The organism is Kitasatospora sp. NPDC101801 (genome assembly GCF_044766665.1).
GTDB lineage: Bacteria > Actinomycetota > Actinomycetes > Streptomycetales > Streptomycetaceae > Kitasatospora.
In genome coordinates this window covers 80,642-102,435 of record NZ_JBIWML010000009.1, presented here as the reverse complement: position 1 = coordinate 102,435, position 21,794 = coordinate 80,642, and the positions used below count along the sequence as shown (strand labels likewise).

The 21,794-nt window shown below is 70.0% G+C and carries 18 protein-coding genes and 4 tRNA genes; 11 read left to right on the top strand and 11 right to left on the bottom strand.

Annotated elements, in window-relative coordinates:
* Nucleotides 1–37 precede the first annotated feature (37 nt).
* From ACIRPK_RS14140 to crcB, 3 genes are all read right to left on the bottom strand, one after another.
* Nucleotides 38–2,410, bottom strand: a complete 2,373-nt coding sequence (locus ACIRPK_RS14140) for a DEAD/DEAH box helicase (RefSeq protein WP_403037610.1) — start codon at nucleotides 2,408–2,410, stop codon at nucleotides 38–40.
* A gap of 880 nt (nucleotides 2,411–3,290) precedes the next feature.
* Nucleotides 3,291–3,644 (bottom strand): fluoride efflux transporter FluC, encoded by a 354-nt coding sequence (locus tag ACIRPK_RS14135; RefSeq protein WP_403037607.1) that lies wholly within the window; start codon nucleotides 3,642–3,644, stop codon nucleotides 3,291–3,293.
* Nucleotides 3,641–4,057 (bottom strand): fluoride efflux transporter CrcB, encoded by a 417-nt coding sequence (gene crcB, locus ACIRPK_RS14130; protein ID WP_403037604.1) that lies wholly within the window; start codon nucleotides 4,055–4,057, stop codon nucleotides 3,641–3,643. The genes ACIRPK_RS14135 and crcB overlap by 4 nt, the downstream gene beginning before the upstream one ends.
* A 71-nt stretch (nucleotides 4,058–4,128) precedes the next feature.
* On the opposite strand from crcB, the gene ACIRPK_RS14125 reads away from it, so the two are divergent.
* The 4 genes from ACIRPK_RS14125 to ACIRPK_RS14110 all read left to right on the top strand — a co-directional run bounded on the left by ACIRPK_RS14125 (nucleotide 4,129) and on the right by ACIRPK_RS14110 (nucleotide 4,882).
* The gene (locus ACIRPK_RS14125) at nucleotides 4,129–4,470 is read left to right on the top strand and encodes a metallopeptidase family protein (RefSeq protein ID WP_403037848.1); all 342 of its coding nucleotides are present in this window, start codon (nucleotides 4,129–4,131) and stop codon (nucleotides 4,468–4,470) included.
* 105 nt (nucleotides 4,471–4,575) lie between these two features.
* Nucleotides 4,576–4,648, top strand: a tRNA-Glu gene (locus ACIRPK_RS14120).
* A 59-nt stretch (nucleotides 4,649–4,707) separates the two neighbouring features.
* Nucleotides 4,708–4,781, top strand: a tRNA-Asp gene (locus tag ACIRPK_RS14115).
* A 27-nt stretch (nucleotides 4,782–4,808) separates the two neighbouring features.
* Nucleotides 4,809–4,882: transfer RNA gene (locus tag ACIRPK_RS14110), tRNA-Phe, on the top strand.
* A gap of 190 nt (nucleotides 4,883–5,072) precedes the next feature.
* Here ACIRPK_RS14110 and ACIRPK_RS14105 read toward each other — a convergent pair.
* Complete coding sequence (locus ACIRPK_RS14105; protein WP_045694210.1) at nucleotides 5,073–5,276, bottom strand: cold-shock protein; 204 nt, start codon at nucleotides 5,274–5,276, stop codon at nucleotides 5,073–5,075.
* A gap of 339 nt (nucleotides 5,277–5,615) precedes the next feature.
* On the opposite strand from ACIRPK_RS14105, the gene ACIRPK_RS14100 reads away from it, so the two are divergent.
* Complete coding sequence (locus ACIRPK_RS14100) at nucleotides 5,616–5,834, top strand: hypothetical protein (protein ID WP_057234322.1); 219 nt, start codon at nucleotides 5,616–5,618, stop codon at nucleotides 5,832–5,834.
* 42 nt (nucleotides 5,835–5,876) lie between these two features.
* On the opposite strand, the gene ACIRPK_RS14095 is transcribed toward ACIRPK_RS14100, so the two are convergent.
* Both ACIRPK_RS14095 and ACIRPK_RS14090 read right to left on the bottom strand, forming a co-directional pair.
* Complete coding sequence (locus ACIRPK_RS14095; protein WP_403037602.1) at nucleotides 5,877–6,908, bottom strand: hypothetical protein; 1,032 nt, start codon at nucleotides 6,906–6,908, stop codon at nucleotides 5,877–5,879.
* Nucleotides 6,909–6,954: 46 nt separating this feature from the next.
* Nucleotides 6,955–7,308 (bottom strand): WXG100 family type VII secretion target, encoded by a 354-nt coding sequence (locus ACIRPK_RS14090; protein ID WP_403037600.1) that lies wholly within the window; start codon nucleotides 7,306–7,308, stop codon nucleotides 6,955–6,957.
* Between the two features lie 289 nt (nucleotides 7,309–7,597).
* Between ACIRPK_RS14090 and hrpA the strand changes: the two genes are divergently transcribed.
* Nucleotides 7,598–11,563 carry an ATP-dependent RNA helicase HrpA gene (gene hrpA, locus ACIRPK_RS14085; protein ID WP_403037598.1) on the top strand — a complete coding sequence of 1,322 codons (3,966 nt, stop codon included), beginning with the start codon at nucleotides 7,598–7,600 and terminating at the stop codon, nucleotides 11,561–11,563.
* 186 nt (nucleotides 11,564–11,749) lie between these two features.
* Nucleotides 11,750–11,823: transfer RNA gene (locus tag ACIRPK_RS14080), tRNA-Asp, on the top strand.
* Nucleotides 11,824–12,167: 344 nt separating this feature from the next.
* Here ACIRPK_RS14080 and bldC read toward each other — a convergent pair.
* Both bldC and ACIRPK_RS14070 read right to left on the bottom strand, forming a co-directional pair.
* Complete coding sequence (gene bldC / locus ACIRPK_RS14075; RefSeq protein ID WP_014137253.1) at nucleotides 12,168–12,374, bottom strand: developmental transcriptional regulator BldC; 207 nt, start codon at nucleotides 12,372–12,374, stop codon at nucleotides 12,168–12,170.
* Between the two features lie 569 nt (nucleotides 12,375–12,943).
* Nucleotides 12,944–13,828 (bottom strand): hypothetical protein, encoded by an 885-nt coding sequence (locus tag ACIRPK_RS14070; protein ID WP_403037596.1) that lies wholly within the window; start codon nucleotides 13,826–13,828, stop codon nucleotides 12,944–12,946.
* 143 nt (nucleotides 13,829–13,971) lie between these two features.
* Between ACIRPK_RS14070 and ACIRPK_RS14065 the strand changes: the two genes are divergently transcribed.
* Nucleotides 13,972–15,147: a Glu/Leu/Phe/Val dehydrogenase dimerization domain-containing protein gene (locus tag ACIRPK_RS14065; RefSeq protein ID WP_403037594.1), complete on the top strand. Its 1,176-nt coding sequence runs from the start codon at nucleotides 13,972–13,974 to the stop codon at nucleotides 15,145–15,147.
* A gap of 360 nt (nucleotides 15,148–15,507) precedes the next feature.
* On the top strand, nucleotides 15,508–15,759 hold the full coding sequence (locus ACIRPK_RS14060; RefSeq protein WP_057234333.1) for a DUF3073 family protein: 252 nt from the start codon (nucleotides 15,508–15,510) through the stop codon (nucleotides 15,757–15,759).
* Between the two features lie 133 nt (nucleotides 15,760–15,892).
* On the opposite strand, the gene purM is transcribed toward ACIRPK_RS14060, so the two are convergent.
* The 3 genes from purM to ACIRPK_RS14045 form a co-directional block, all read right to left on the bottom strand.
* Nucleotides 15,893–16,981 (bottom strand): phosphoribosylformylglycinamidine cyclo-ligase, encoded by a 1,089-nt coding sequence (gene purM / locus ACIRPK_RS14055; protein WP_403037591.1) that lies wholly within the window; start codon nucleotides 16,979–16,981, stop codon nucleotides 15,893–15,895.
* A 34-nt stretch (nucleotides 16,982–17,015) separates the two neighbouring features.
* The gene (purF, locus tag ACIRPK_RS14050) at nucleotides 17,016–18,596 is read right to left on the bottom strand and encodes an amidophosphoribosyltransferase (RefSeq protein ID WP_403037589.1); all 1,581 of its coding nucleotides are present in this window, start codon (nucleotides 18,594–18,596) and stop codon (nucleotides 17,016–17,018) included.
* Nucleotides 18,597–18,815: 219 nt separating this feature from the next.
* On the bottom strand, nucleotides 18,816–19,640 hold the full coding sequence (locus tag ACIRPK_RS14045; RefSeq protein WP_403037587.1) for a diacylglycerol kinase: 825 nt from the start codon (nucleotides 19,638–19,640) through the stop codon (nucleotides 18,816–18,818).
* Nucleotides 19,641–19,766: 126 nt separating this feature from the next.
* On the opposite strand from ACIRPK_RS14045, the gene ACIRPK_RS14040 reads away from it, so the two are divergent.
* Together ACIRPK_RS14040 and ACIRPK_RS14035 are read left to right on the top strand one after the other, a co-directional pair.
* Entirely contained in the window at nucleotides 19,767–21,050 is a 1,284-nt protein-coding gene (locus ACIRPK_RS14040) for an adenylosuccinate synthase (protein ID WP_403037584.1), read from the top strand.
* A 148-nt stretch (nucleotides 21,051–21,198) separates the two neighbouring features.
* Complete coding sequence (locus ACIRPK_RS14035; RefSeq protein ID WP_403037581.1) at nucleotides 21,199–21,792, top strand: GNAT family N-acetyltransferase; 594 nt, start codon at nucleotides 21,199–21,201, stop codon at nucleotides 21,790–21,792.
* The last annotated feature ends 2 nt before the right edge of the window (nucleotides 21,793–21,794 follow it).

Genomic DNA, 21,794 nt, shown 5'->3' with positions numbered 1-21,794 from the left:
AGTGGAGCGGGCCCGTCCCAGGAGTTGCTACCGAGCGTCAGTTCTTCCAGCGCGGCTTGTTGCGGTCGCCGCCACCGTTGAAGCTGCCGCCGCCACGGTTGTCACGGTCGCCGAAGGACGGGCGGCCGCCACGGTCGTCACGGTTGAAGCCACCGCCGGTGCCACCGGTCTGCGGACGGCCACCGGAGCGGTGGTCGTCGCGACGGGCGAACGGACGGCTGCCGCCACCGCGGTTGTCGCGGTCACCGAAGGACGGGCGGTCGCCGAACGAACGCGCCGGGCGGTCGTCACGGTTGAAACCACCGGTACGGGGGGCGCGGTCGTCACGGTTGAAACCACCGGAGCGGTTGTCCCGGTCGCCACCGAACGAACGGCCACCGGACGGACGGTCATCGCGGTTGAAACCACCGGTACGCGGCGCACGGTCGTCACGGTTGAAACCACCCGAACGGCCACCACGGTCATCGCGGTTGAAGCCACCGGAGCGGTTGTCCCGGTCGCCACCGAACGAACGGCCACCGGAGGGGCGGTCGTCACGGTTGAAACCACCGGTACGCGGCGCACGGTCATCGCGGTTGAAACCACCCGAACGGCCACCACGGTCATCGCGGTTGAAGCCACCGGAGCGGTTGTCCCGGTCACCGAACGAACGGGCCGGACGGTCGTCGCGGTTGAAACCACCGGTACGCGGGGCGCGGTCGTCACGGTTGAAACCACCCGAACGGCCACCACGGTCGTCACGGTCCCGGTTGAAACCGCCACGCTGCTCGCGGTCACCGTACGAGGGGCGCTCGTTGCGCGCCTCGCGGTAGGCCGGGGCGCGGTCGGCCTCGACGGCGGCCGGCGCGGCCACGGTCTCGGCGGCCTCGTCGCCCTCCGGCACCTCGACGGCGGCGGTCTCGACGACCGGCTCGTCCTCGATGCCCAGCTCGGCCCGCTCGCGAGCGGCCCGGGCGGCCAGGCGGTCGGCCTCCTCGCGCAGCTCGTTGGCGCGACGCTGCGCGCGCTCCAGCTGGCGCGCCATGTCGGCGACCTCACGCTCGGCGGCACCGGCGATGCCGGCGGCCGACTCGGCCTGCACCTCGACCAGCGAGCGGGCACCGGTGATCCGGGTCACCTCGGGGTCGAAGGCGTGGTCGAGGATGTGACGCGAGGCGTCCACGCCCGCGTCCTCCATCAGACGGAAGACGCCGCGGCGCTGGTGCGGCAGCACCAGGGTGACGACGGCACCGGAACGGCCCGCGCGGGCGGTCCGGCCGGAGCGGTGCAGGTAGTCCTTGTGGTCACCGGCCGGGTCCACGTTCAGCACCAGGTCGATGTCGTCCACGTGGATGCCACGGGCGGCGACGTCGGTGGCGACGACCACGTTGAGGTAGCCGTCCTTGAAGTCACCGAGCACCCGGGTACGGGCGCCCTGGGTCATCCCGCCGTGCAGCGCGTCGGCCTTCACACCGGCCTCGATCAGCTGCTCGGCCACCCGGTCGGCACCCATCTGGGTACGGACGAAGATGATCGTGCGGCCCTTGCGGGCGGCGATCGCGTTGGTGATCGGGGCCTTGTCCTTGGGCTTCACCACGAGGATGTGGTGGCTCATGGTGGTGACCGCGCCCTGGGCCGCGTCGACCTCGTGGGTGACCGGGTTCTTCAGGTAGCGCTTGACCAGGCTGTCGATCTCGTTCTCGAGGGTGGCCGAGAACAGCAGGCTCTGGCCGCCGCTCGGGACCTTGTCGAGGATCTCGGTGACCTCGGGCAGGAAGCCCATGTCGGCCATCTGGTCGGCCTCGTCCAGGACGGTGACCATGACCTCGTCGAGCTTGGCGGTGTTGCGGTTGATCAGGTCACGCAGTCGGCCGGGGGTGGCGACCAGGACGTCGACACCGCGCTCCAGCGCGTAGATCTGGTTGGACATCGAGGTGCCACCGCAGACGACCTTGAGCTTGAGGCCGAGCACCGAGCCGAACGGCTCCAGCGCGTCGGCGACCTGCATGGCCAGCTCGCGGGTCGGGACCAGGATCAGGCCACGCGGGTGCTTGGGCTTGGTGCGGCCCTCGGCGGCGGCGATCCGGGTCAGCATCGGAAGACCGAAGCTCAGGGTCTTGCCGGAGCCGGTACGGCCACGGCCCAGGACGTCCTTGCCGGCCAGCGCGTCCGGGATGGTCGCGGCCTGGATCGGGAACGGGGTGGTGACGCCCCGCTTGTTCAGGGCCCGGACCACGTCGTCGTGCAGACCGAGGTCGCCGAAGGTGACGGTGGGCTCGGTCTCCTCCGCGGCGGTCTCGTCGACCAGCTCGGCGGAGTCGTCCAGCAGGGTGTCGTCGAGGATCTCGACCTCGGGGGTCTCGACCAGGGTGTCGAGGGCGTCCGAACCGTTCGCGGGCATGGCGAAGCGGTCGTTGTCAACGAGGGACATGCAAAACCTTCCGGAAGTGGCACGCGCCAAAGTCCGGGGTTCTGTTTACAAACCGCCTCTATGCGGTCAGCCACCGAATCGCCGGAACGCGCCAAGGGCGCCAGGGATTTCAGGGCGCCAATCAAATGAATCAAAGTAACGATCTACCACCATACGGCAGCCTGTGGATCTAAGGCAAACCTGCTGGCCAGACCGCTATTGCCCGGCGGAGCTGGGGCTCGGGGCCGCAGATCCGGGGTCACTTCCCGAGGGTACCGGAGAGCTGGGGCCAACCGGGGTGGGTGTGGCGCTCGCCGCACTGCTGGGCGAGGGCTGCGGGTGGCCGCTGGGGCCCGGCTCGGAGCCGCCCGAACCCGGCCTGGGGCCGGTGGCCGCCCCGCTGGGGGCGCCGCTCGGCGACTCGCTCCGGCCGGGTAGGGCGGGTGCGCCGGGCGCCGGGGTCACTCCCGGCACCACGGGCGTGGCCTCGCTCACTCCGGCGGGCGTAGACGGGCTCGCGCCCCCCAAGTGCTCCACCCGCTGCCCGCTGCTGCCGCGCCCCGGCAGGTGCGCCCCGCTCCCACCCTTGCCCGGCAAACCGCTCCGGCCCGCCGGAGCGTTGCTCGGCAGGGTGTCGGTGGAGTCACCGCCGACCGACATGCAGCCCGTCAGCCCGGCTCCCGCCAGGGCCAGCACCAGCACTCCCGCGACCCGCCGCCCCGTCCGCATCCGCACCGCCGCCACCTGGGCACCTCCCCCTGCTCACCAGCCGCGCCCGGCCGCCTGTGGTGACCAACGCGCACCGGCCCGCCAGGACACGGCCCGCCCCCGATCTCCGCAAGCCGCCCCGCCGGGCACCGGGTTGACGCCGGGTCAGCGCCCACCGGTCCGCCCCGGTCCCTCAGAGCGCCCCGGCCAGCTCGGCCCCACCCCAGGCCGCGCCGATCCCGGCCACCAGCGTGCCGGCCAGGTAGACCGCCGCCCGGCCACGGGTACCGCCCTCAACCAGCCGCAGCACGTCGTACGAGAAGGTCGAGTAGGTGGTCAGCGCCCCGCACAGCCCGGTGCCGAGCAGCAACAGCCCGCGCGCCGAGCAGATCCCGGCGAACACCCCGAGCAGCAGCGACCCCAGCACGTTGACCGTCAGGGTGCCCCAGGGGAAGCCGCCGCCGTACCGGGCCCGCAGCAGCCGGTCCGCCAGGTAGCGCGCGGGCGCGCCGACCGCGGCCCCGGCGGCCACCAGCAGCCAGTTCACCGGGGCACCGCCAGCCGCCGGGTGACCGCCGTCCCGGCCCAGACCGCCGCCAGCGCGGAGACCAGCGTGCCGCCGAGGTAGGCGATCCCCCGGGCCGGCTCGCCGCCCGCCAGCAGGCGGTGCACGTCGACCGCGTACGTCGAGAAGGTGGTGAACCCGCCCAGCACCCCCGTGCCGAGGAACGGCCGGACCAGCGGATGGGGCGTCAGCACCTCGGTGACCAGCACCATCAGCACCCCCATCGCCGCGCAGCCGACCACGTTCACCAGCAGCGTGCCCCAGGGGAAGGCCGACGCTCCGGCCGGCCGGAGCAGCCCGACCCCGTACCGCGCGCAGGCGCCGAGCACCCCGCCCGCCGCGACCACGGCCAGCACCGGCCCCTCGTCCCGCCAGCTCACCCGGTCGCTCAGCACCGGTCCAGTGAATCACCGGCGTCGATGATCTGGCACGGCGTCACCCCACACCCGACAATGAGTCGGTGGACATGACCCGGGACGAGTTCGAAACGCTGGTCGCCGATGCCCTGGACCAGATCCCGCCGCAACTGGCGGCCATGATGGACAACGTCGCCATCTTCGTGGAGGACGAACCGGACCCGGCCGACCCCGAGCTGCTCGGCCTGTACGAGGGCACCCCGCTCACCGAGCGCGGCGAGTGGTACGCCGGCGTGCTGCCCGACCGGATCATCGTCTACATGGGCCCGACCACCCGCCTGTGCGAGACCTACGACGAGATGGTCCAGGAGGTCCGCACCACGGTCATCCACGAGGTGGCCCATCACTTCGGCTTCGACGACCACGAGTTGCACGAACTCGGCTGGTCCTGAGCCCGCCGCCGATCCGGGCGGCCGAAACCGTTTTGGCGTTCCCGCCCGGCATCCCATATGCTTCTCACGTCCCCGACCGCTGCTGGTCAGCCGGGCGGGCCGCAAGCCCTCATCGTCTAGTGGCCCAGGACGTCGCCCTTTCAAGGCGGTAGCACGGGTTCGAATCCCGTTGGGGGCACGGCAGTACCGTAGTAAAGTCGGCGTCGCAAGACGCCGAAGCGGATGTGCTCCGCACGAGGTCCTGTGGAGCAGTTGGTTAGCTCGCCACCCTGTCAAGGTGGAGGTCGCGGGTTCAAGTCCCGTCAGGATCGCTCGTCTCGCAAGAGGCGGTGCAGTACGGCCAGGTAGCTCAGTTGGTACGAGCGTCCGCCTGAAAAGCGGAAGGTCGCCGGTTCGACCCCGGCCCTGGCCACCTGCTGAGAATCCCCCGGTGAGTTCACTCACCGGGGGATTTCTCGTTCTCCGTCACCCACTCCACCCGAGGGCGCAGCGAATCCCCGGCGGACCGGGACCGGACAACAGTGCAGCCCCCGAGTGAAGCACTCGGGGGCTGCGACATGCTGCCCCAGGTCGCCTAGGCGACCGTACGGGCATAGGTCTTACTAGAGCGGGCGAATGTTCTCCGCCTGCGGGCCCTTCTGGCCCTGGGTGACGTCGAACTCGACCTTCTGGCCCTCGAGCAGCTCACGGAAGCCGTTGGCGTTGATGTTCGAGTAGTGGGCGAACACGTCAGGACCGCCACCCTCCTGCTCGATGAAGCCGAAGCCCTTTTCCGAGTTGAACCACTTCACGGTGCCATTAGCCATTTAAAACTCCTTCAGGGGACTGTCCAAAGCTCACGTTTCGCAAGCTCCGCGTCGCCGTGATGGGCCCGCCCGGGGAAAGAGCCGGGAAACAAAAAACGCGCCTGCGGTCACAACCAGCAGGCGCACACAAGTTCATGGGAACCACAACTGCAACTACCACGACTGTAGCAGGGATCCTGCCACCGCGGGGGGATCCGACGCGCCGAGTCTGCGGGCCCGCCCCCGGGCGACCGCCGCCCTGCCTGCTGCGGCACCGAAAAGTCCATGATCCACAAAATCCGAAAATCCGTTACCCGGCGGCAGGTCCCAGCGCCCGGATTTGGGCGCATACTGAAACGGATGACGAATTCAGCGCCACGGCGCCATCTCCCCACCAGCCCCTTCCGCCCCGCGCCCACGCCGCAGATCAAGCGGTTCGCCGTCGGCGATCGGGTCTCCCACGACGAGTACGGCCTGGGCCGGGCCATCGCCGTCGAGGGCGAGCTCGCGGTGCTCGTCGACTTCGGCTCACGGCAGGTGCGGATCACAGCACCCTTTGCCAAGCTCTTCCTGCTCTGACCTCGGTCGGTCACCGCCACGCGGCGGTGACCGACCGACGGCTCAGAGGTCCTTGCGGCGGTAGAAGCCGTACCGGTTGTCCATCGTCGACACCCGGGAGACCGTGCCGGCCTGCCCCGCGTTCTCGATGGCGATGTACTTGGTGTGCTCGGCGTTCGCCCACCCTCCGAAGAGGATGGTGTGGTCGCCGTTGATCAGCGCGTCCCCGGGCTGCAGGTCCTTCTTGCTGATCTCGTACGAGTACTTGCTGGTCATCAGCGCGTCCGTGTTGAGGCCGCCGTAGGAGCCCGGCGGGATGCCCCAGGCCGCGCTGACGAAGCCCGAGCAGTCCACCCGGTAGCCGTCGGTGATCGCCCCCTGGCTGTAGCCGAGCTTCATGTCCACGCGCTTCATCGCCCGCTCGAGGATCTCCTTGCGCTCGGCGTCCAGGCCCTCCATGTTCGGCCGGACCAGCGCGCCCTTGCCCTCGCCGTTCCTCGGGTGGGTCTTGGTGTTGCCGTTCCAGTCCTCCCAGCTGTCACCGTTGATGTACTTCACACCACGGTCGCCGGTGCTGTGGTCGCCGTACTTCCCGTGGTTGCCGTCACCCTGGTGCTTGGTGTCGCCGCCCCCGTTGCCGCTCCCGCCGTTCCCGTTCCCGCCGTTGCCGTTCCCGCTGCCCTTGTCCGTGCCGTTGATCCGGGTGGACCCGTCGTCACCCTTGGGGCGGGACTTCTCCTTCTCCTTCAAGTCCTCCTGGACCTTGCGGTCCGCCTCGGTGTACGCCTTGATCACCGATTTGATCTTTTCGGTGTCCTCGGCGATCGCCTTGGTGAGCTTCTCCTTGGTCTGCATCAGGTGCCGAGCCCTGGACTCCACGTCCTTGGCGTCCCGGAGCACGTCGAAGGCGATCCCGAAGCCCGCGATGCCGGCCAGCGGACTGGCGGCCAGGTCGACCGCGACCGCCTTCGCCAGGGTGTCCTGGATCTTGCCGAGCCTCTGCTGCAGCTCGGCCATCCGCTGGCTGGTCTGCTGCCAGTCCTGCTGGATCCTGCCGAGCTCCTGCAGCTCTACGCCGAACTGTTCACCGGCCATGGTTCCCCGTATTCCCTTGCCCTCGTGATGATCTTCCGGCGGAGACTCAGAAGCTGGCCAGGCGTTCGACCGCCTTGCTCAGTCCGGTCAGTTCGTCCGCCACCCCGGCCATCTCCCGGACCCGGCCCTGGGCGTGGGTGGTGAACGCGTCGGCGGCCTCGCCGTGCCAGGTGAGCTTGCCGAGCGCGGAGTTGACCTCGGTGCCGAGCTTGTCGAACTCCTTGCCGAGGTCGGCAAGCTCCTTGGCGATCTGGCGCAGCTCGTCCTCGCCGCCGCCGAACATCTCGCCCAGGGCCCAGCGGGCGATCTCGGCGGGTGCCATGACGATGTCCTTGACCACCCTGGCACCCGCACCGACCAGGTCCTTGGCGTCGTCCCATGCCTCGCTGATGAAGTTCAAAATGGCTCCCCCGGAACCTCGTACCTGCAGGATGACAATCCGTCAAAAGGCTATCCGAACACCGCAGTCCCGGGGAGCCCGCCCGCACCCCGGACTCCGGCGGTGCCGCAGCCGTCGCCCACCGGGCGACCCGTCCGGCGCCGCCGCCGCGAGCGTCGGGCGCTCCGGGTGCGAACCGCCCGGATCATCCTGCCGCAGCCTACGACGGGGGTCGGTCGGCGGTCTGTGACACTGGAGGTGCTCGAAAACCGAGGTGCGTCAGCCCGCCCCTCCTTGCGAACCTAGAGGGATGTCCGCAGTGAGTTCTCCCCAAGTCCAGCCCACCGAGGTACCCACCGTCGGGGAGCTGGCCGCTCGGCTGCCCGAGCTGACACTGCGTGACCAGCAGCGGATCGGCCGTCGGCTGGACGGAGCGCGCCGGGTCCGCCAGCCGGAGGCCCGCGACCGGATCGCGGCCGAGCTGGCGGCGGAGATCGGCCGCGCCGAACTCCGGGTCGAACAGCGCCGGAACGCGGTGCCGGAGATCACGTACCCGGCGGAGCTGCCGGTCAGCCAGAAGAAGGACGACATCCTGGCCGCGATCCGGGACCACCAGGTGGTGATCGTCGCGGGTGAGACCGGCTCCGGCAAGACCACCCAGATCCCGAAGATCTGCCTGGAGCTCGGCCGGGGTGTGAAGGGCCTGATCGCGCACACCCAGCCGCGCCGGATCGCCGCCCGCACGGTGGCCGAGCGGGTGGCCGAGGAGCTGCACACGCCGCTCGGCGAGGCGGTCGGCTGGAAGGTCAGGTTCACCGACCAGGTCGGCCCGGACACCCTGGTCAAGCTGATGACGGACGGCATCCTGCTGGCCGAGATCCAGACCGACCGGGAGCTCCGCCAGTACGACACCCTGATCATCGACGAGGCGCACGAGCGCAGCCTCAACATCGACTTCATCCTAGGGTACGTCAAGCAGCTGCTGCCGCGCCGACCCGACCTCAAGGTCGTGATCACCTCGGCGACCATCGACCCGGAGCGGTTCGCCAACCACTTCGGCGACGCGCCGATCATCGAGGTCTCCGGCCGCACCTACCCGGTCGAGGTGCGCTACCGCCCGATCCTGGAGGAGGGCGAGGAGGACACCGACGTCGACCGCGACCGCGACCAGGTGCAGGCGATCTGCGAGGCCGCCCAGGAGCTCCAGGCCGAGGGGCCGGGCGACATCCTGGTCTTCCTCTCCGGTGAGCGGGAGATCCGTGACACCGCCGACGCGCTCAACAAGCTCAACCTCAAGTTCACCGAGGTGCTGCCGCTGTACGCCCGGCTCTCCTCGGCCGAGCAGCACCGGGTCTTCCAGCGCTCCAACAGCCGGCGGATCGTGCTGGCCACCAACGTGGCCGAGACCTCGCTGACCGTCCCCGGCATCAAGTACGTGATCGACCCCGGCACCGCCAGGATCTCCCGCTACAGCCACCGCACCAAGGTGCAGCGGCTGCCGATCGAGGCGGTCAGCCAGGCCAGCGCCAACCAGCGCAAGGGCCGCTGCGGCCGTACCTCGGACGGCATCTGCATCCGGCTGTTCTCGGAGGAGGACTTCCTTTCCCGCCCCGAGTTCACCGACCCGGAGATCCTCCGCACCAACCTCGCCTCGGTGATCCTGCAGATGACCGCGGCCGGGCTCGGCGACATCGCCGCCTTCCCGTTCCTCGACCCGCCGGACTCGCGCAACATCAAGGACGGCGTCAACCTGCTGCACGAGCTGGGCGCCCTCGATCCGGCCGAGAAGGACCACCGCAAGCGGCTCACCCCGCTCGGCCGGAAGCTGGCCCAGCTGCCGGTCGACCCCCGGATGGCCCGGATGGTGATCGAGGCCGACCGGCTCGGCGTGGTCCGGGACGTGATGGTGATCGCCGCCGCGCTCTCCATCCAGGACCCGCGCGAGCGCCCGGCCGAGAAGCGCCAGGCGGCCGACGAGCGGCACCGCCGCTTCAACTCGGAGACCTCCGACTTCCTGGCCTTCCTGGCGATGTGGCGGTACGTCAAGGAGCAGCAGAAGGAGCTCTCCTCCTCGGCCTTCCGCCGGATGTGCAAGTCCGAGTTCCTGAACTACCTGCGGATACGGGAGTGGCAGGACATCTACACCCAGCTGCGCACGGTCGCGAAGCAGCTCGGGGTCACCATCGAGGAGCCGCACGAGGACGCCGAGCCGGACGCCGACCGGATCCACCAGGCGCTGCTGTCCGGCCTGCTCTCGCACCTCGGCCTGTTCGACGTGGAGAAGCGCGAGTACGCCGGCGCCCGGGGCGCCCGGTTCGCGGTCTTCCCCGGCTCGGGTCTGTTCAAGAAGCCGCCGCGCTGGGTGATGTCGGCCGAGCTGGTGGAGACCTCCCGGCTGTGGGCCAGGATCAACGCCAAGATCGAGCCCGAGTGGGTCGAGCCGCTGGCCGAGCACCTGATCAAGAAGAGCTACAGCGAGCCGCACTGGGAGAAGAAGGCCGGCGCGGTGCTGGCGTACGAGAAGGTCACCCTGTACGGGATGCCGATCGTCGCCCAGCGGAAGATCAACTTCGGGAAGATCGACCAGGAGCTCTGCCGCGAGCTGTTCATCCGCAACGCGCTGGTCGAGGGCGACTGGGAGACGCACCACCGCTTCTGGGGAGAGAACCGCCAACTCCTCAGCGAGGTGGCCGAGTTGGAGAACCGGGCGCGGCGCCGGGACATCCTGGTGGACGACCGGACCCTGTTCGACTTCTACGACACCCGGCTGCCCGAGGACATCGTCTCCACCCGGCACTTCGACGCCTGGTGGAAGAAGGCCCGGCACGACCAGCCGGACCTGCTGAACTTCGAGAAGTCGATGCTGATCAACGACTCGGCGGACGGCGTCACCGAGGCGGACTACCCGGACCACTGGCAGCAGGGCAAGCTCCGGTTCAAGCTGACCTACCAGTTCGAGCCCGGCAGCGACGCGGACGGCGTCACCGTGCACATCCCGCTCCCGGTGCTCAACCAGGTCACCGCCGAGGGCTTCGACTGGCAGATCCCCGGCCTGCGCACCGAGCTGGTCACCGCGTACATCCGCTCGCTGCCCAAGGCGCTGCGCCGCAACTTCGTGCCCGCCCCGGACTTCGCCGCCGCCGCGCTGCGCCAGGTGAAGGACCGTCAGGAGCCGCTGCTGCCCACCCTGGAGCACGTCCTGAAGCGGATGTCGGCGATCACCGTCCCGCCGGAGGCCTGGGACGACGAGCGGGTGCCGGACCACCTGCGGATCACCTTCCGGGTGGTGGACGGCAAGAAGAAGCTGGCCGAGTCCAAGGACCTGGAGGACCTGCGGCTCAAGCTCAAGCCCAAGCTCAAGGAGACCCTCTCCTCGGCCGCCTCCGGCCAGGGCATCGAACAGACCGGCCTGACCGGCTGGCCGGCCGGCCTGCCGGTGCTCCAGCGCACCTTCGAGCAGCGCTCGCGCGGCCACTCGCTGCGCGCGTACCCGGCCCTGGTGGACGAGGGCGACTCGGTGGCGATCCGGCTCTTCGACACCGCCGAGGCCCAGCAGCAGGCGATGTGGGCGGGCACCCGGCGGCTGCTGATGCTGAGCATCAACTCCCCCGCCAAGGCCATCCAGCAGCGACTCGGCAACCAGGCCAAGCTGGCGCTCTCGTACAGCCCGCACGGGTCGATCCCGGCCCTGTTCGAGGACATCGTGGCGGCCGCCACCGACCGGCTGATGGCGCTGCACGGCGGGCCGGCCTGGGACGAGCCGTCCTTCACCAAGCTGTACGACAAGGTCAGGGCCGACCTGTACGAACTGTCCGCCGACACCACGCTGAAGACCGCCACCGCGCTGATCGCCTTCCACAAGGCGTCCAACCGGCTGAAGAGCGTCTCCAGCCCGGTGCTGCTGACCGCGGTGAACGACGTCCGGCTGCACCTCGCCTCGCTGGTGCACCCCGGCTTCGTCACCGCCACCGGCTGGCAGCGGCTGCCCGACCTGAAGCGCTACCTGCTCGCGGTCGACCGCCGGCTGGAGGCGCTGCCCAACCACCCGCAGCGCGACCTGCTGCACCTGCACAAGGTCCAGCAGGTGCAGGACGCGTACGGCGAGCTGCTCGGCAAGGTCCCGGCCGGCCGGGAGCCGTCGGCCGAGCTGCGGGCGATCCGCTGGATGGTCGAGGAGCTCCGGGTGAGCTTCTTCGCGCAGGGTCTCGGCACCCCGACGCCCGTCTCGGAGAAGCGCATCCTGAAGGCGATGGAGGCGGCGGGCGCCGGGCTGTAGGGCCGCTCTCCCGGATCGCGCCGGATCAGCGGGCGGCGTCGGGGTGCGGGCCTCGGCGTCGGCCGCCCGGCGCGATCCGGGAGAGCGGCCCTGGAGCCGGTTCGACCTGGGGGGCCAGGATGCAGTACGATCTGTCTTGTTCGCGAGCGAGAAGCAGACGGACAAGGCAGATCGCAGTAACACTCTGGTCCTGTGGAGCAGTTGGTTAGCTCGCCACCCTGTCAAGGTGGAGGTCGCGGGTTCAAGTCCCGTCAGGATCGCCGTACCGAAGAGGCTCGGAGCCGTCAGGCTCCGGGCCTCTTCGCGTTGCCGCTGACCGGGTGTCAGCTCCTACGCCACCGTAGGTCTAGACCACAAGATAACGCCGCTGTGATGGTCATCACTTATCTTTTCTTGAGACCGGACAGGTCCGACCCCTCTCCCGGGGTCGTTGATTTAATATATAAAATTGCACATGCATTCCCCGGCTTTTCCCCCACCTCACACCAGCCCCAATAGGAACACTGCATTCCGGGCAAGCCGAAAGGGGCCGCATCCTCGACCCGGCGGAGTCAGGGATGCGGCCCCTTGCAGTGAGCTGCGAAAAGGCCCCGGAGGGGCCTTCTCAGGCTTCGGTGCGCTGTGCCGGAATACCGGCCAGCAGTGCGCGCACCTCCGCCTCGCGATACCGGCGGTGGCCGCCGAGAGTGCGGATGGACGTGAGCTTGCCCGCCTTGGCCCAGCGAGTGACCGTCTTGGGGTCAACGCGGAACATGGTGGCGACCTCTGCCGGCGTCAGCAGGGGCTCGGCGTCAGGCGTACGAGCGGTCATGAGCGGCCTCCTCGGGAGAACCGAACCAGGGCGGTTCTATCCTTCAAATTCTGCACCTTGGCCCGCGATGCCCGAAATGGCATAGACGGGCCGAGTCGGTAATAGGACGAACGGCTTGTCCTGGTGTCTACAACTACACCATTCGTCCAGCCCCATCGGCCAAACCGCCAAAATTGACCCCTCACGGGTTCAAGAGCGACGGATGGCCATGGACCGTCCCATAGCGGACAGTCACCAATCGGTGACAAGCGGTTAGGAGAGGACCAGACCCTTCGTTTCCCCGCAAAACAGACACTGCTCCCAGATCCCCTCAGAAGTGGATACATCTGAGTGAACTTGGGCTGGTTGTCCCATTTTTACACATAGGCGTAAGTAAGCGTCAACGGTGAGTAGTGTCACGTTCGCGGGGTATTGACCCGAACCGGGACCTTCGTCCCGGACCCCAGGCCCAAAGGTCCCAACCATCATCGCCTGCCGCACTGACACCGTCCCCCAACCGGACTGACGTCGCGTCAGCCCGTCCTGGGTCGATCCCCCTCCACCGCTCCCCCGCCACCGCTCCCCCGCCGTCAGCTCGCGTACCGGAGCGCGTGCACCCGCCGCCAGCGCTCGGTCACCGTCTCGTACATCCGGGCCGCCTCCCGCCCGTCACCGGCCCGCAGCGCGGCCACCCCCGCCTCGATCTCGCCGACCGAGTCCTCGTCCGGGAGGTCGGTGCCCAGCAGGTGCACCAGACCGCCGTAGTCCAGCTCCACCAGCGAGCGCGGGTGGAACTCCTCCAGCCACCGCCCCAGCTCCTCCACCCCGCTGGCCAGCGCCCCGCTCGGCACCCGCTCGCGCAGCGCCCGGTACCCCCGGGCCACCCGGCGACGGGCCTGCGCCATCGGCGTCAGGTAGAACAGCGCGGCCGGCCGGTCCGGCGGGCCGGCCGGCAGGAAGCAGCGGTCCTCGGTGCCGAACGGCAGGAACCAGCGCACCGGCACCTCCCACCGGTTGGTCAGGATCCACGGCCGGTCGTCCGGGTGGGCCGCCCGCCAGCGCTCCCGGTCGGCCTGCGCGGCCGCCCGGACCACCGGCGGCAGCACGGTGTCCAGCAGGGCCGCCGGCAGCGACTCGGCCAGCTCCTCCATCGCCTGCCAGCTGCGCAGTCTGGTCGCCCACGGGCAGACGTAGGTCACCCCGTCCACCACCCGGACGAAGGCCCGCTCGCTCTCCCGCTCGGGCAGCGCCCGGGGCGTCCGGGCCAGCAGCTCGGCCAGCGCGCCCCGCTGCTCGGCCAGCACCGCCGGTGCCACCGCCTGGGCCGCCTCCACCGCGTCCGGGCCGTACCGGGCCGCGTAGGCCTGCCAGCGGGCCCGCTCCGGGCCCGGATAGGCGGCCAGCGGCTCGTACACGCGCAGATGGGCCGCGTAGGGCGGGAGCACCGAGGTACGCACAGCGGTCACATCCGGCATCGTCGCACGGGGGAGCCGACGGGGTACCCCGGACGGGGCTGAATCGTTGTGCCGAGGGGCAGAACCGGCCGCGGCCCCAGGGCTAGGCTTCCTTTCAGGCGCCCACACCACAGCAGTGGGCCACAGATACTGGAGTCACCACAGTGACCGACGTACAGACCCTGTCCGCTTCGTACCCCGCACCCGGCGTGCTGAGCAGGATCTTCCGTACCGAGCTGGACGGCGCGCCGAACGACGGCCACGAGCAGGTCGTGCTGTGCCACGACCGCAGCTCCGGCCTCAAGGCCATCATCGCCATCCACTCCACCGCCCTCGGCCCGGCCCTCGGCGGCACCCGCTTCTTCCCGTACGTCTCCGAGGAGGCGGCGCTGGAGGACGCGCTCAACCTCTCGCGCGGGATGAGCTACAAGAACGCGCTCGCCGGGCTCGACCTCGGCGGCGGCAAGGCCGTCATCATCGGCGACCCGACCACGGCGAAGAACGAGGCGATGCTGCGCGCCTACGGCCGCTTCGTGCAGTCGCTGCGCGGCCGCTACGTGACCGCCTGCGACGTCGGCACCTACGTGCAGGACATGGACGTGGTGGCCCGCGAGTGCGACTACGTGACCGGCCGCTCGCCCGAGCAGGGCGGCGCCGGCGACTCCTCGGTGCTGACCGCCTTCGGCGTCTTCCAGGGCATGCGCGCCTCCGCCCAGGCCAGCTGGGGCCAGCCCACCCTGCGCGGCCGCCGGGTCGGCGTCGCGGGCGTCGGCAAGGTCGGCCACTACCTGGTCGGCCACCTGGTCGCGGACGGCGCCACCGTGGTGGTCACGGACGTCTCCGAGGCCGCCGTGAACCGGGTCAGGGCCGCCTACCCGGACGTCGAGGTGGTGGCGGACACCGCCGCCCTGCTGCAGGCCCGACTGGACGTCTACGCCCCCTGCGCACTCGGCGGCGCGCTGGACGACCACACCGTCGGCGCACTCGGCGCGGCCGGCACCGCGGTGGTCTGCGGCGCGGCCAACAACCAGCTGGCCCACCCGGGCGTGGAGAAGGACCTGGCCGGCCGCGGCATCCTCTACGCGCCGGACTACCTGGTGAACTCCGGCGGCGTGATCCAGGTCGCCGACGAGTTCGAGTCGCAGCACAAGGGCGGCTACAACTTCGACCGGGCCAAGACCAAGGCCACCAAGATCTTCGACACCACGCTGGAGATCTTCACCCGGGCCGCCGCCGACGGCGTGCCCCCGGCGGTGGCCGCCGACCGGCTGGCCGAGCGCCGGATGCGGGAGATCAGCGCGCTCCGCTCGGTGCTGCTGCCCGGTGCCCGCCGGAGCTGAGCCGTGACCGCGGGGGAGGCTCTCCTCCCCCGCATCACGATGTGGAACCGGATTCTCGATCGGTAGCCCGAACGGGCGATGTCGGGCCCCCTCCCGGGGGATAATCGGTCGTGGAACAACTGGCCTGGGCAGGCTCTGAACAGCCTGCGAAAGCCCGAAAATCCCCTCGTGACCTGGAAGGACCTGGTTTCGGGGGGTGGCAGTGCGCGCCACGTCACACCGGCGACGTACCGTTCGGCGGCGGAAACAGGTACCGTTAATGCTCCAAGGGACGGTTCTCCCACTTCGGGCAGACCGCTCCTGATCATGAACACGTGTCAGACTCGGGGCCGTGAGCCCCATCGTTGAGGGGGTCGACCCATGGGGCGCGGCCGGGCCAAGGCCAAGCAGACGAAGGTCGCCCGCGAGCTGAAGTACAACGGCGGCGGCTTTGACGCCAACCGTCTGTCCAGCGAGCTGGGTGTATCGCCCTCCACCGCTTCGATCAAGCCAGAACCGATCGAAGAAGAGGAAGAGGACGATCCCTACGCGGCGTATGCGGACCTCTACGCCGACGAGGATGACGACGCGGAAGCGGACGCGGGCAGCAGCCAGTCCCGCCGCCGCGCGTAAGAGCCTGACCTGACCGGCTCGGTGCCCACGGGCGCCGAGCCGGTCTTCGGCGTTCCCGCACGGTCCGGCGCCCCGGGGCTGCCGCGGAAACGCCTGAGGGCCCCCGCAGGGGCCCCCAGGGACGGAACCGGGCTCAGCTGAGCTGGAAGCCGTCGTACGCGTTGTAGAGCGTCGCCGCGTCACCGTGCTCGTCGGTGCGGTCCACGATGTCGCCCAGCAGCCAGGCCTCCACGTCGCGGTCCTCCAGGATCGCGAGCACCGTGTCGACCGACTCCGGCGGGACCACGGCGACCATGCCGACGCCCATGTTCAGGGTCTTCTCGATCTCCAGGGCGGCCATGTTGCCGACCTTGGCCACGGTCTGGAAGACCGGCAGCGGGGACCAGGTGCCGCGGTCCAGCCGAGCGTGCAGACCGGTCGGGATGACCCGGGCCAGGTTGGCCGCCAGGCCGCCGCCGGTGACGTGCGAGAAGGCGTGGATCTCGGTGGCCCGGGTGAGCGCCAGGCAGTCCAGCGAGTAGATCCGGGTCGGCTCGAGCAGCTCCTCGCCGAGGGTGCGGCCGAAGTCCTCGACCTTGCGGTCCAGCTTCCAGCCGGCCTCGTTCAGCAGCACGTGCCGGACCAGCGAGTAGCCGTTCGAGTGCAGGCCCGAGGCGGCCATCGCGATCACCACGTCACCGGCCCTGACCCGCTCCGCACCGAGCAGCGCGTCCGCCTCCACCACACCGGTGCCGGCGCCCGCGACGTCGTACTCGTCCGGGCCGAGCAGGCCCGGGTGCTCGGCGGTCTCGCCGCCGACCAGCGCGCAGCCGGCCAGCACGCAGCCCTCGGCGATGCCCTTGACGATCGCCGCGACCCGCTCCGGCACGACCTTGCCGACGCAGATGTAGTCGGTCATGAAGAGCGGCTCGGCGCCGCACACGACCAGGTCGTCGACGACCATGCCGACCAGGTCGTGGCCGATCGTGTCGTGCTTGTCCATCGCCTGCGCGATGGCGACCTTCGTCCCGACCCCGTCGGTGGCGGAGGCCAGCAGCGGGCGGGCGTAGCGCTTGAACGCGGAGGCGTCGAAGAGCCCGGCGAAGCCGCCGAGTCCGCCGACCACCTCGGGACGGTCCGCCTTCTTCACCCACTGCTTCATGAGCTCGACGGCGCGGTCGCCCGCCTCGATGTCGACACCTGCGGCGGCGTAGGTGGCGCCGCTGCTCTGGTTGCTGGTCACTGCTGACGGCCCTCTCGGGTCGGGGGTTGGTGAACTACGGACGCCGGAGCGCGTCGGCTGCGCCGTGGCCACCGAGCAGGGACTGGACACCGTCCAGGTCCGAGCCGGTCGGCTTGGTGCGCACTGCGGGCTGCTGCTTGCCACCGGCGATCTCGGCCTCGAGCAGCAGCTTGCCGAGCAGCGCCGGGTCCGGCAGCTCCATCGGGTAGACGCCGTCGAAGCAGGCCCGGCAGAGGTTGTCCTTGGGCTGCGTGGTGGCCTCGATCATGGCGTCGATCGAGATGTAGGCGAGGGAGTCCGCGCCGAGCGTGCGGCCGATCTCCTCCACCGTCATGCCGTTGGCGATCAGCTCCGCGCGGGTGGCGAAGTCGATGCCGAAGAAGCACGGCCACTTGACCGGCGGCGAGGAGATCCGGATGTGCACCTCGGCGGCGCCCGCCTCACGGAGCATCCGGACCAGCGCGCGCTGGGTGTTGCCACGGACGATCGAGTCGTCCACGACCACCAGGCGCTTGCCCTGGATGACCTCGCGCAGCGGGTTCAGCTTCAGCCGGATGCCGAGCTGACGGATCGTCTGGCTGGGCTGGATGAAGGTGCGGCCGACGTAGGCGTTCTTCACCAGGCCGGAGCCGTACGGGATGCCGCTGGCCTCGGCGTAGCCGATCGCGGCGGGCGTACCGGACTCGGGAGTGGCTATCACCATGTCGGCCTCGACCGGGGCCTCCTTGGCCAGCCGACGGCCCATCTCCACCCGGGAGAGGTGCACGTTGCGGCCGGCGATGGAGGTGTCGGGGCGGGCCAGGTAGACGTACTCGAAGACGCAGCCCTTGGGCTTGGCCTCGGCGAAGCGCGAGGTGCGCATGCCGTTCTCGTCGATGGCGATCAGCTCGCCGGGCTCGACCTCGCGGATGAAGGACGCGCCGCAGATGTCGAGGGCGGCCGTCTCGGAGGCCACCACCCAGCCGCGCTCCAGGCGGCCGAGCACCAGCGGGCGGATGCCCTGCGGGTCACGGGCCGCGTAGAGGGTGTGCTCGTCCATGAAGACCAGCGAGAACGCACCCTTGACCTTGGGCAGGATCTGCTTGGCGGTCTCCTCGATCGAGAGATCGGGGTGGCCCGCGAGCAGCGCCGTCACCAGGTCGGTGTCGTTGGTCGCGGCCGAGCGGCCGGAGCGCGAGACGTGCTCCTCGCCCGGCAGTGCGGCCACCATCTCGGCGAGCTCGGCGGTGTTGACCAGGTTTCCGTTGTGGCCGAGGGCCAGCGAACCGTGAACGGTCGCCCGGAAGGTCGGCTGGGCGTTCTCCCAGACCGAGGACCCGGTGGTCGAGTAGCGGGCATGTCCGACGGCGATATGACCGTGCAGCGAACCCAGCGAGGCCTCGTCGAAGACCTGGGACACGAGTCCCATGTCCTTGAAGACGAGAATCTGGGCTCCGTTGCTGACTGCGATGCCCGCGGATTCCTGTCCGCGGTGCTGCAGGGCATAGAGGCCGAAGTACGTGAGCTTTGCGACCTCTTCGCCGGGAGCCCAGACACCGAAGACGCCGCAAGCGTCCTGGGGGCCTTTCTCGCCGGGAAGAAGATCGTGGTTGAGTCGTCCGTCTCCACGTGGCACGTCTTCGAGTCTAGGGCAGTTCCGTACGCCTTCCCGAACAGCGAACGGGCGGTGAATTGGCCGATCCGATAGCGACGCGCGTAGACAAAACCCCTTACCGCTCCCGCGTTTTTCCCGGCAACAATTCGTTGAATGCGCGTCGGGCCTTGTCGCACCCGGACTGTGGCCCGGTCGGCGGCCTGACGGGCCGTCGGGCGGGCGCTCCGGACGTGACGCTGCTCACGTGACCGGGAGCAGCAGCTGCCAGACCCCGGGATGGACGGTCCAGACCCGGGACCGGACCGGGCCGACCCGGCGGCCGTCCGCCTGGTAGCCGAAGCCCCGGCCGGTCACCGCGAGCCGGGTGGCCCGGACGGTGTGCGGGCCGCGGGCCAGCTGGAGCAGCAGCTCCATGTCGCCGGAGCCGACGGACAGGGCGGCCCGCAGCCGGTGCACCGGCTCGTCCAGGTCCACCAGCAGCCGGCCGTCCGCCTCGATCCGGAGCCTGGGGTCGTCGGAGCCGAGTGGGGTCGCCTGCTCGGCCGCAGCCAGTTTCGCCCATAGCGAACGCAGTCCGGCCGGGCGGCCGAGGCCGTGGGTGTGGATGCTGACCCCGCCGAACGCCACCCCGCCACCGTCGTCCACCAGCAGGTCGAGCTTGCGGGCGGCCCCGTGCAGGACCGCCCTGGCCGCCGCCACCGGCTGGGCCGGCACGCCCAGCGATCGGCCGGCCGCCACCGCCTCGGGCCGCCCGACCGGGACCAGGCCGACCGGGTCCGTGCCCAGCTCACGCTGTCGGTGCAGGGCCCCCAGCACGCGTTGCAGCGCCAGATCGGAACCGATCACAACCGGTCGGCGGCGGCCGCGATGGGCCAGCACCCGGTCCAGTTCGGACGGGCTCTCCGGCAGCGCGACCTTCACGTCCGCACCCCCGCAGAGCACGTCCCGGGCGATCCGGACCGACTCGCCGTCGGCCTGCCGGGCCGCCGGGTCGAGCAGGACCAGCAGCTGACCAGGGGCGTCCGGATCGACGGCGCGGTCTTCGGGCGTGGACAGCGACGACACGACCGGTCCTTCCTCAGGTAATCTCTCGGTGCAAGAGCCCCTTGCGCTATTGCGCCAGGGGCTTCGTCTATCTCGGGGCAGACTGCGGCCTACGCAGGATGCCCCAACCGGAAGGGGTGTACGCCTGTGCCGGCACTCGTGCTCGTTGGTGCCCAGTGGGGAGACGAGGGCAAGGGGAAGGCGACGGACCTCCTCGGCGGCTCCGTCGACTACGTCGTTCGCTACCAGGGCGGCAACAACGCCGGTCACACGGTGGTCATCGGCGATCAGAAGTACGCCCTGCACCTGCTGCCTTCCGGCATTCTCAGCCCGAACGTGACGCCGGTGATCGGCAACGGTGTGGTGATCGACCCGGGCGTGCTGCTCTCCGAGCTGGCCGGCCTGAACGACCGCGGCATCGACACCTCGAAGCTGCTGATCTCGGGCAACGCCCACCTGATCACGCCGTACCACCGCACCCTGGACAAGGTCACCGAGCGCTTCCTCGGCAAGCGCCGGATCGGCACCACCGGTCGCGGCATCGGCCCCACCTACGCGGACAAGATCAACCGCGTCGGCATCCGGGTCCAGGACCTCTTCGACGAGTCGATCCTCGTCCAGAAGGTCGAAGCGGCCCTGCACGACAAGAACCAGCTGCTGGTCAAGCTCTACAACCGCCGCGCCATCCCGGCCGACCTGGTGGTCCAGGAGTACCTCGGCTACGCCGAGAAGATTCGCCCCTTCCTGGCCGACACCACCCTGGTCCTGGACGAGGCGCTGAAGGCCAACAAGGTCGTCCTGCTGGAGGGCGGCCAGGGCACCCTGCTGGACGTCGACCACGGCACGTACCCCTTCGTCACCTCGTCGAACCCGACCGCCGGTGGCGCCTGCACCGGTGCCGGCATCGGCCCGACGAAGATCGACCGGGTCATCGGCATCCTGAAGGCGTACACCACCCGGGTCGGCTCGGGGCCGTTCCCGACCGAGCTGCTGGACGCCGACGGCGACGCGCTGCGGCGGATCGGCGGCGAGCGCGGTGTCACCACCGGGCGCGACCGGCGCTGCGGCTGGTTCGACGCGGTGATCGCCCGGTACGCGACCCGGGTGAACGGCCTGACCGACTTCTTCCTCACCAAGCTGGACGTGCTGACCGGCTGGGAGGAGATCCCGGTCTGCGTGGCGTACGAGATCGACGGCAAGCGCGTCGAGGAGCTCCCGTACAACCAGTCGGACTTCCACCACGCCAAGCCGATCTACGAGAACCTCCCCGGCTGGACCGAGGACATCTCGAAGGCGCAGACCTTCGCCGACCTGCCGAAGAACGCGCAGGCGTACGTGAAGGCGCTGGAGGAGATGTCCGGCGCACCGATCTCGGCGATCGGCGTCGGCCCCGGCCGGACCGAGACGATCCAGATCAACTCGTTCGTCTGACCGGGTAGCCGAACAGGAAGGGCCCCGCGCAATCGCGCGGGGCCCTTCGTCGTCGGTCGGGGCGTTCCCGGAGCCTTCACACTGACGATCCTTTGCACTAGTGCAAATATGTGTTGCACCTAGTTCAATGACTGGATAGCGTGGCGGCATGACCGCGAAGCTGCCCTACCCCGTCGTCCTGACCGGCCGTCACGTCCGGCTGGAGCCGCTCACCCCCGCCCACGCCCCGGACCTCTTCGAGGCGGCCGGGGGCGACGAGGAGGTGTTCCGCTGGATCCCGGTGGCCATCCCCGGCACACCGGCGGAGATGGTCACCAACGTGACCGACCGGATCGAGGACCCGAACTGCCACCCGTTCGCGGTGATCCGGCTGGACACCGGCCGGGCGGTAGGCATCAGCTGCTACTTCGACGCCTCCGACCGCGACGAGAGCCTGGAGATCGGCGGCACCTGGTACGGCCGCGAGGTCTGGCGGACGGCCGTCAACACCGAGTCCAAGCTGCTGCTGCTCACCCATGCGTTCGAGGATCTCCGGATGGGCCGGGTCTGCTGGAAGACCGACCACCTCAACGAGCGCTCGCAGAACGCGATCAAGCGCCTCGGTGCCCGGTACGAAGGCACCTTCCGCCGCTCCCGCCAGCGCCGGGACGGCAGCTGGCGGGACAGCGTGTACTTCTCGATGCTCGTGGACGAGTGGCCCGAGGCCAAGGAGCGCCTGACCGACCGGCTGGCGGCCGGCTGACC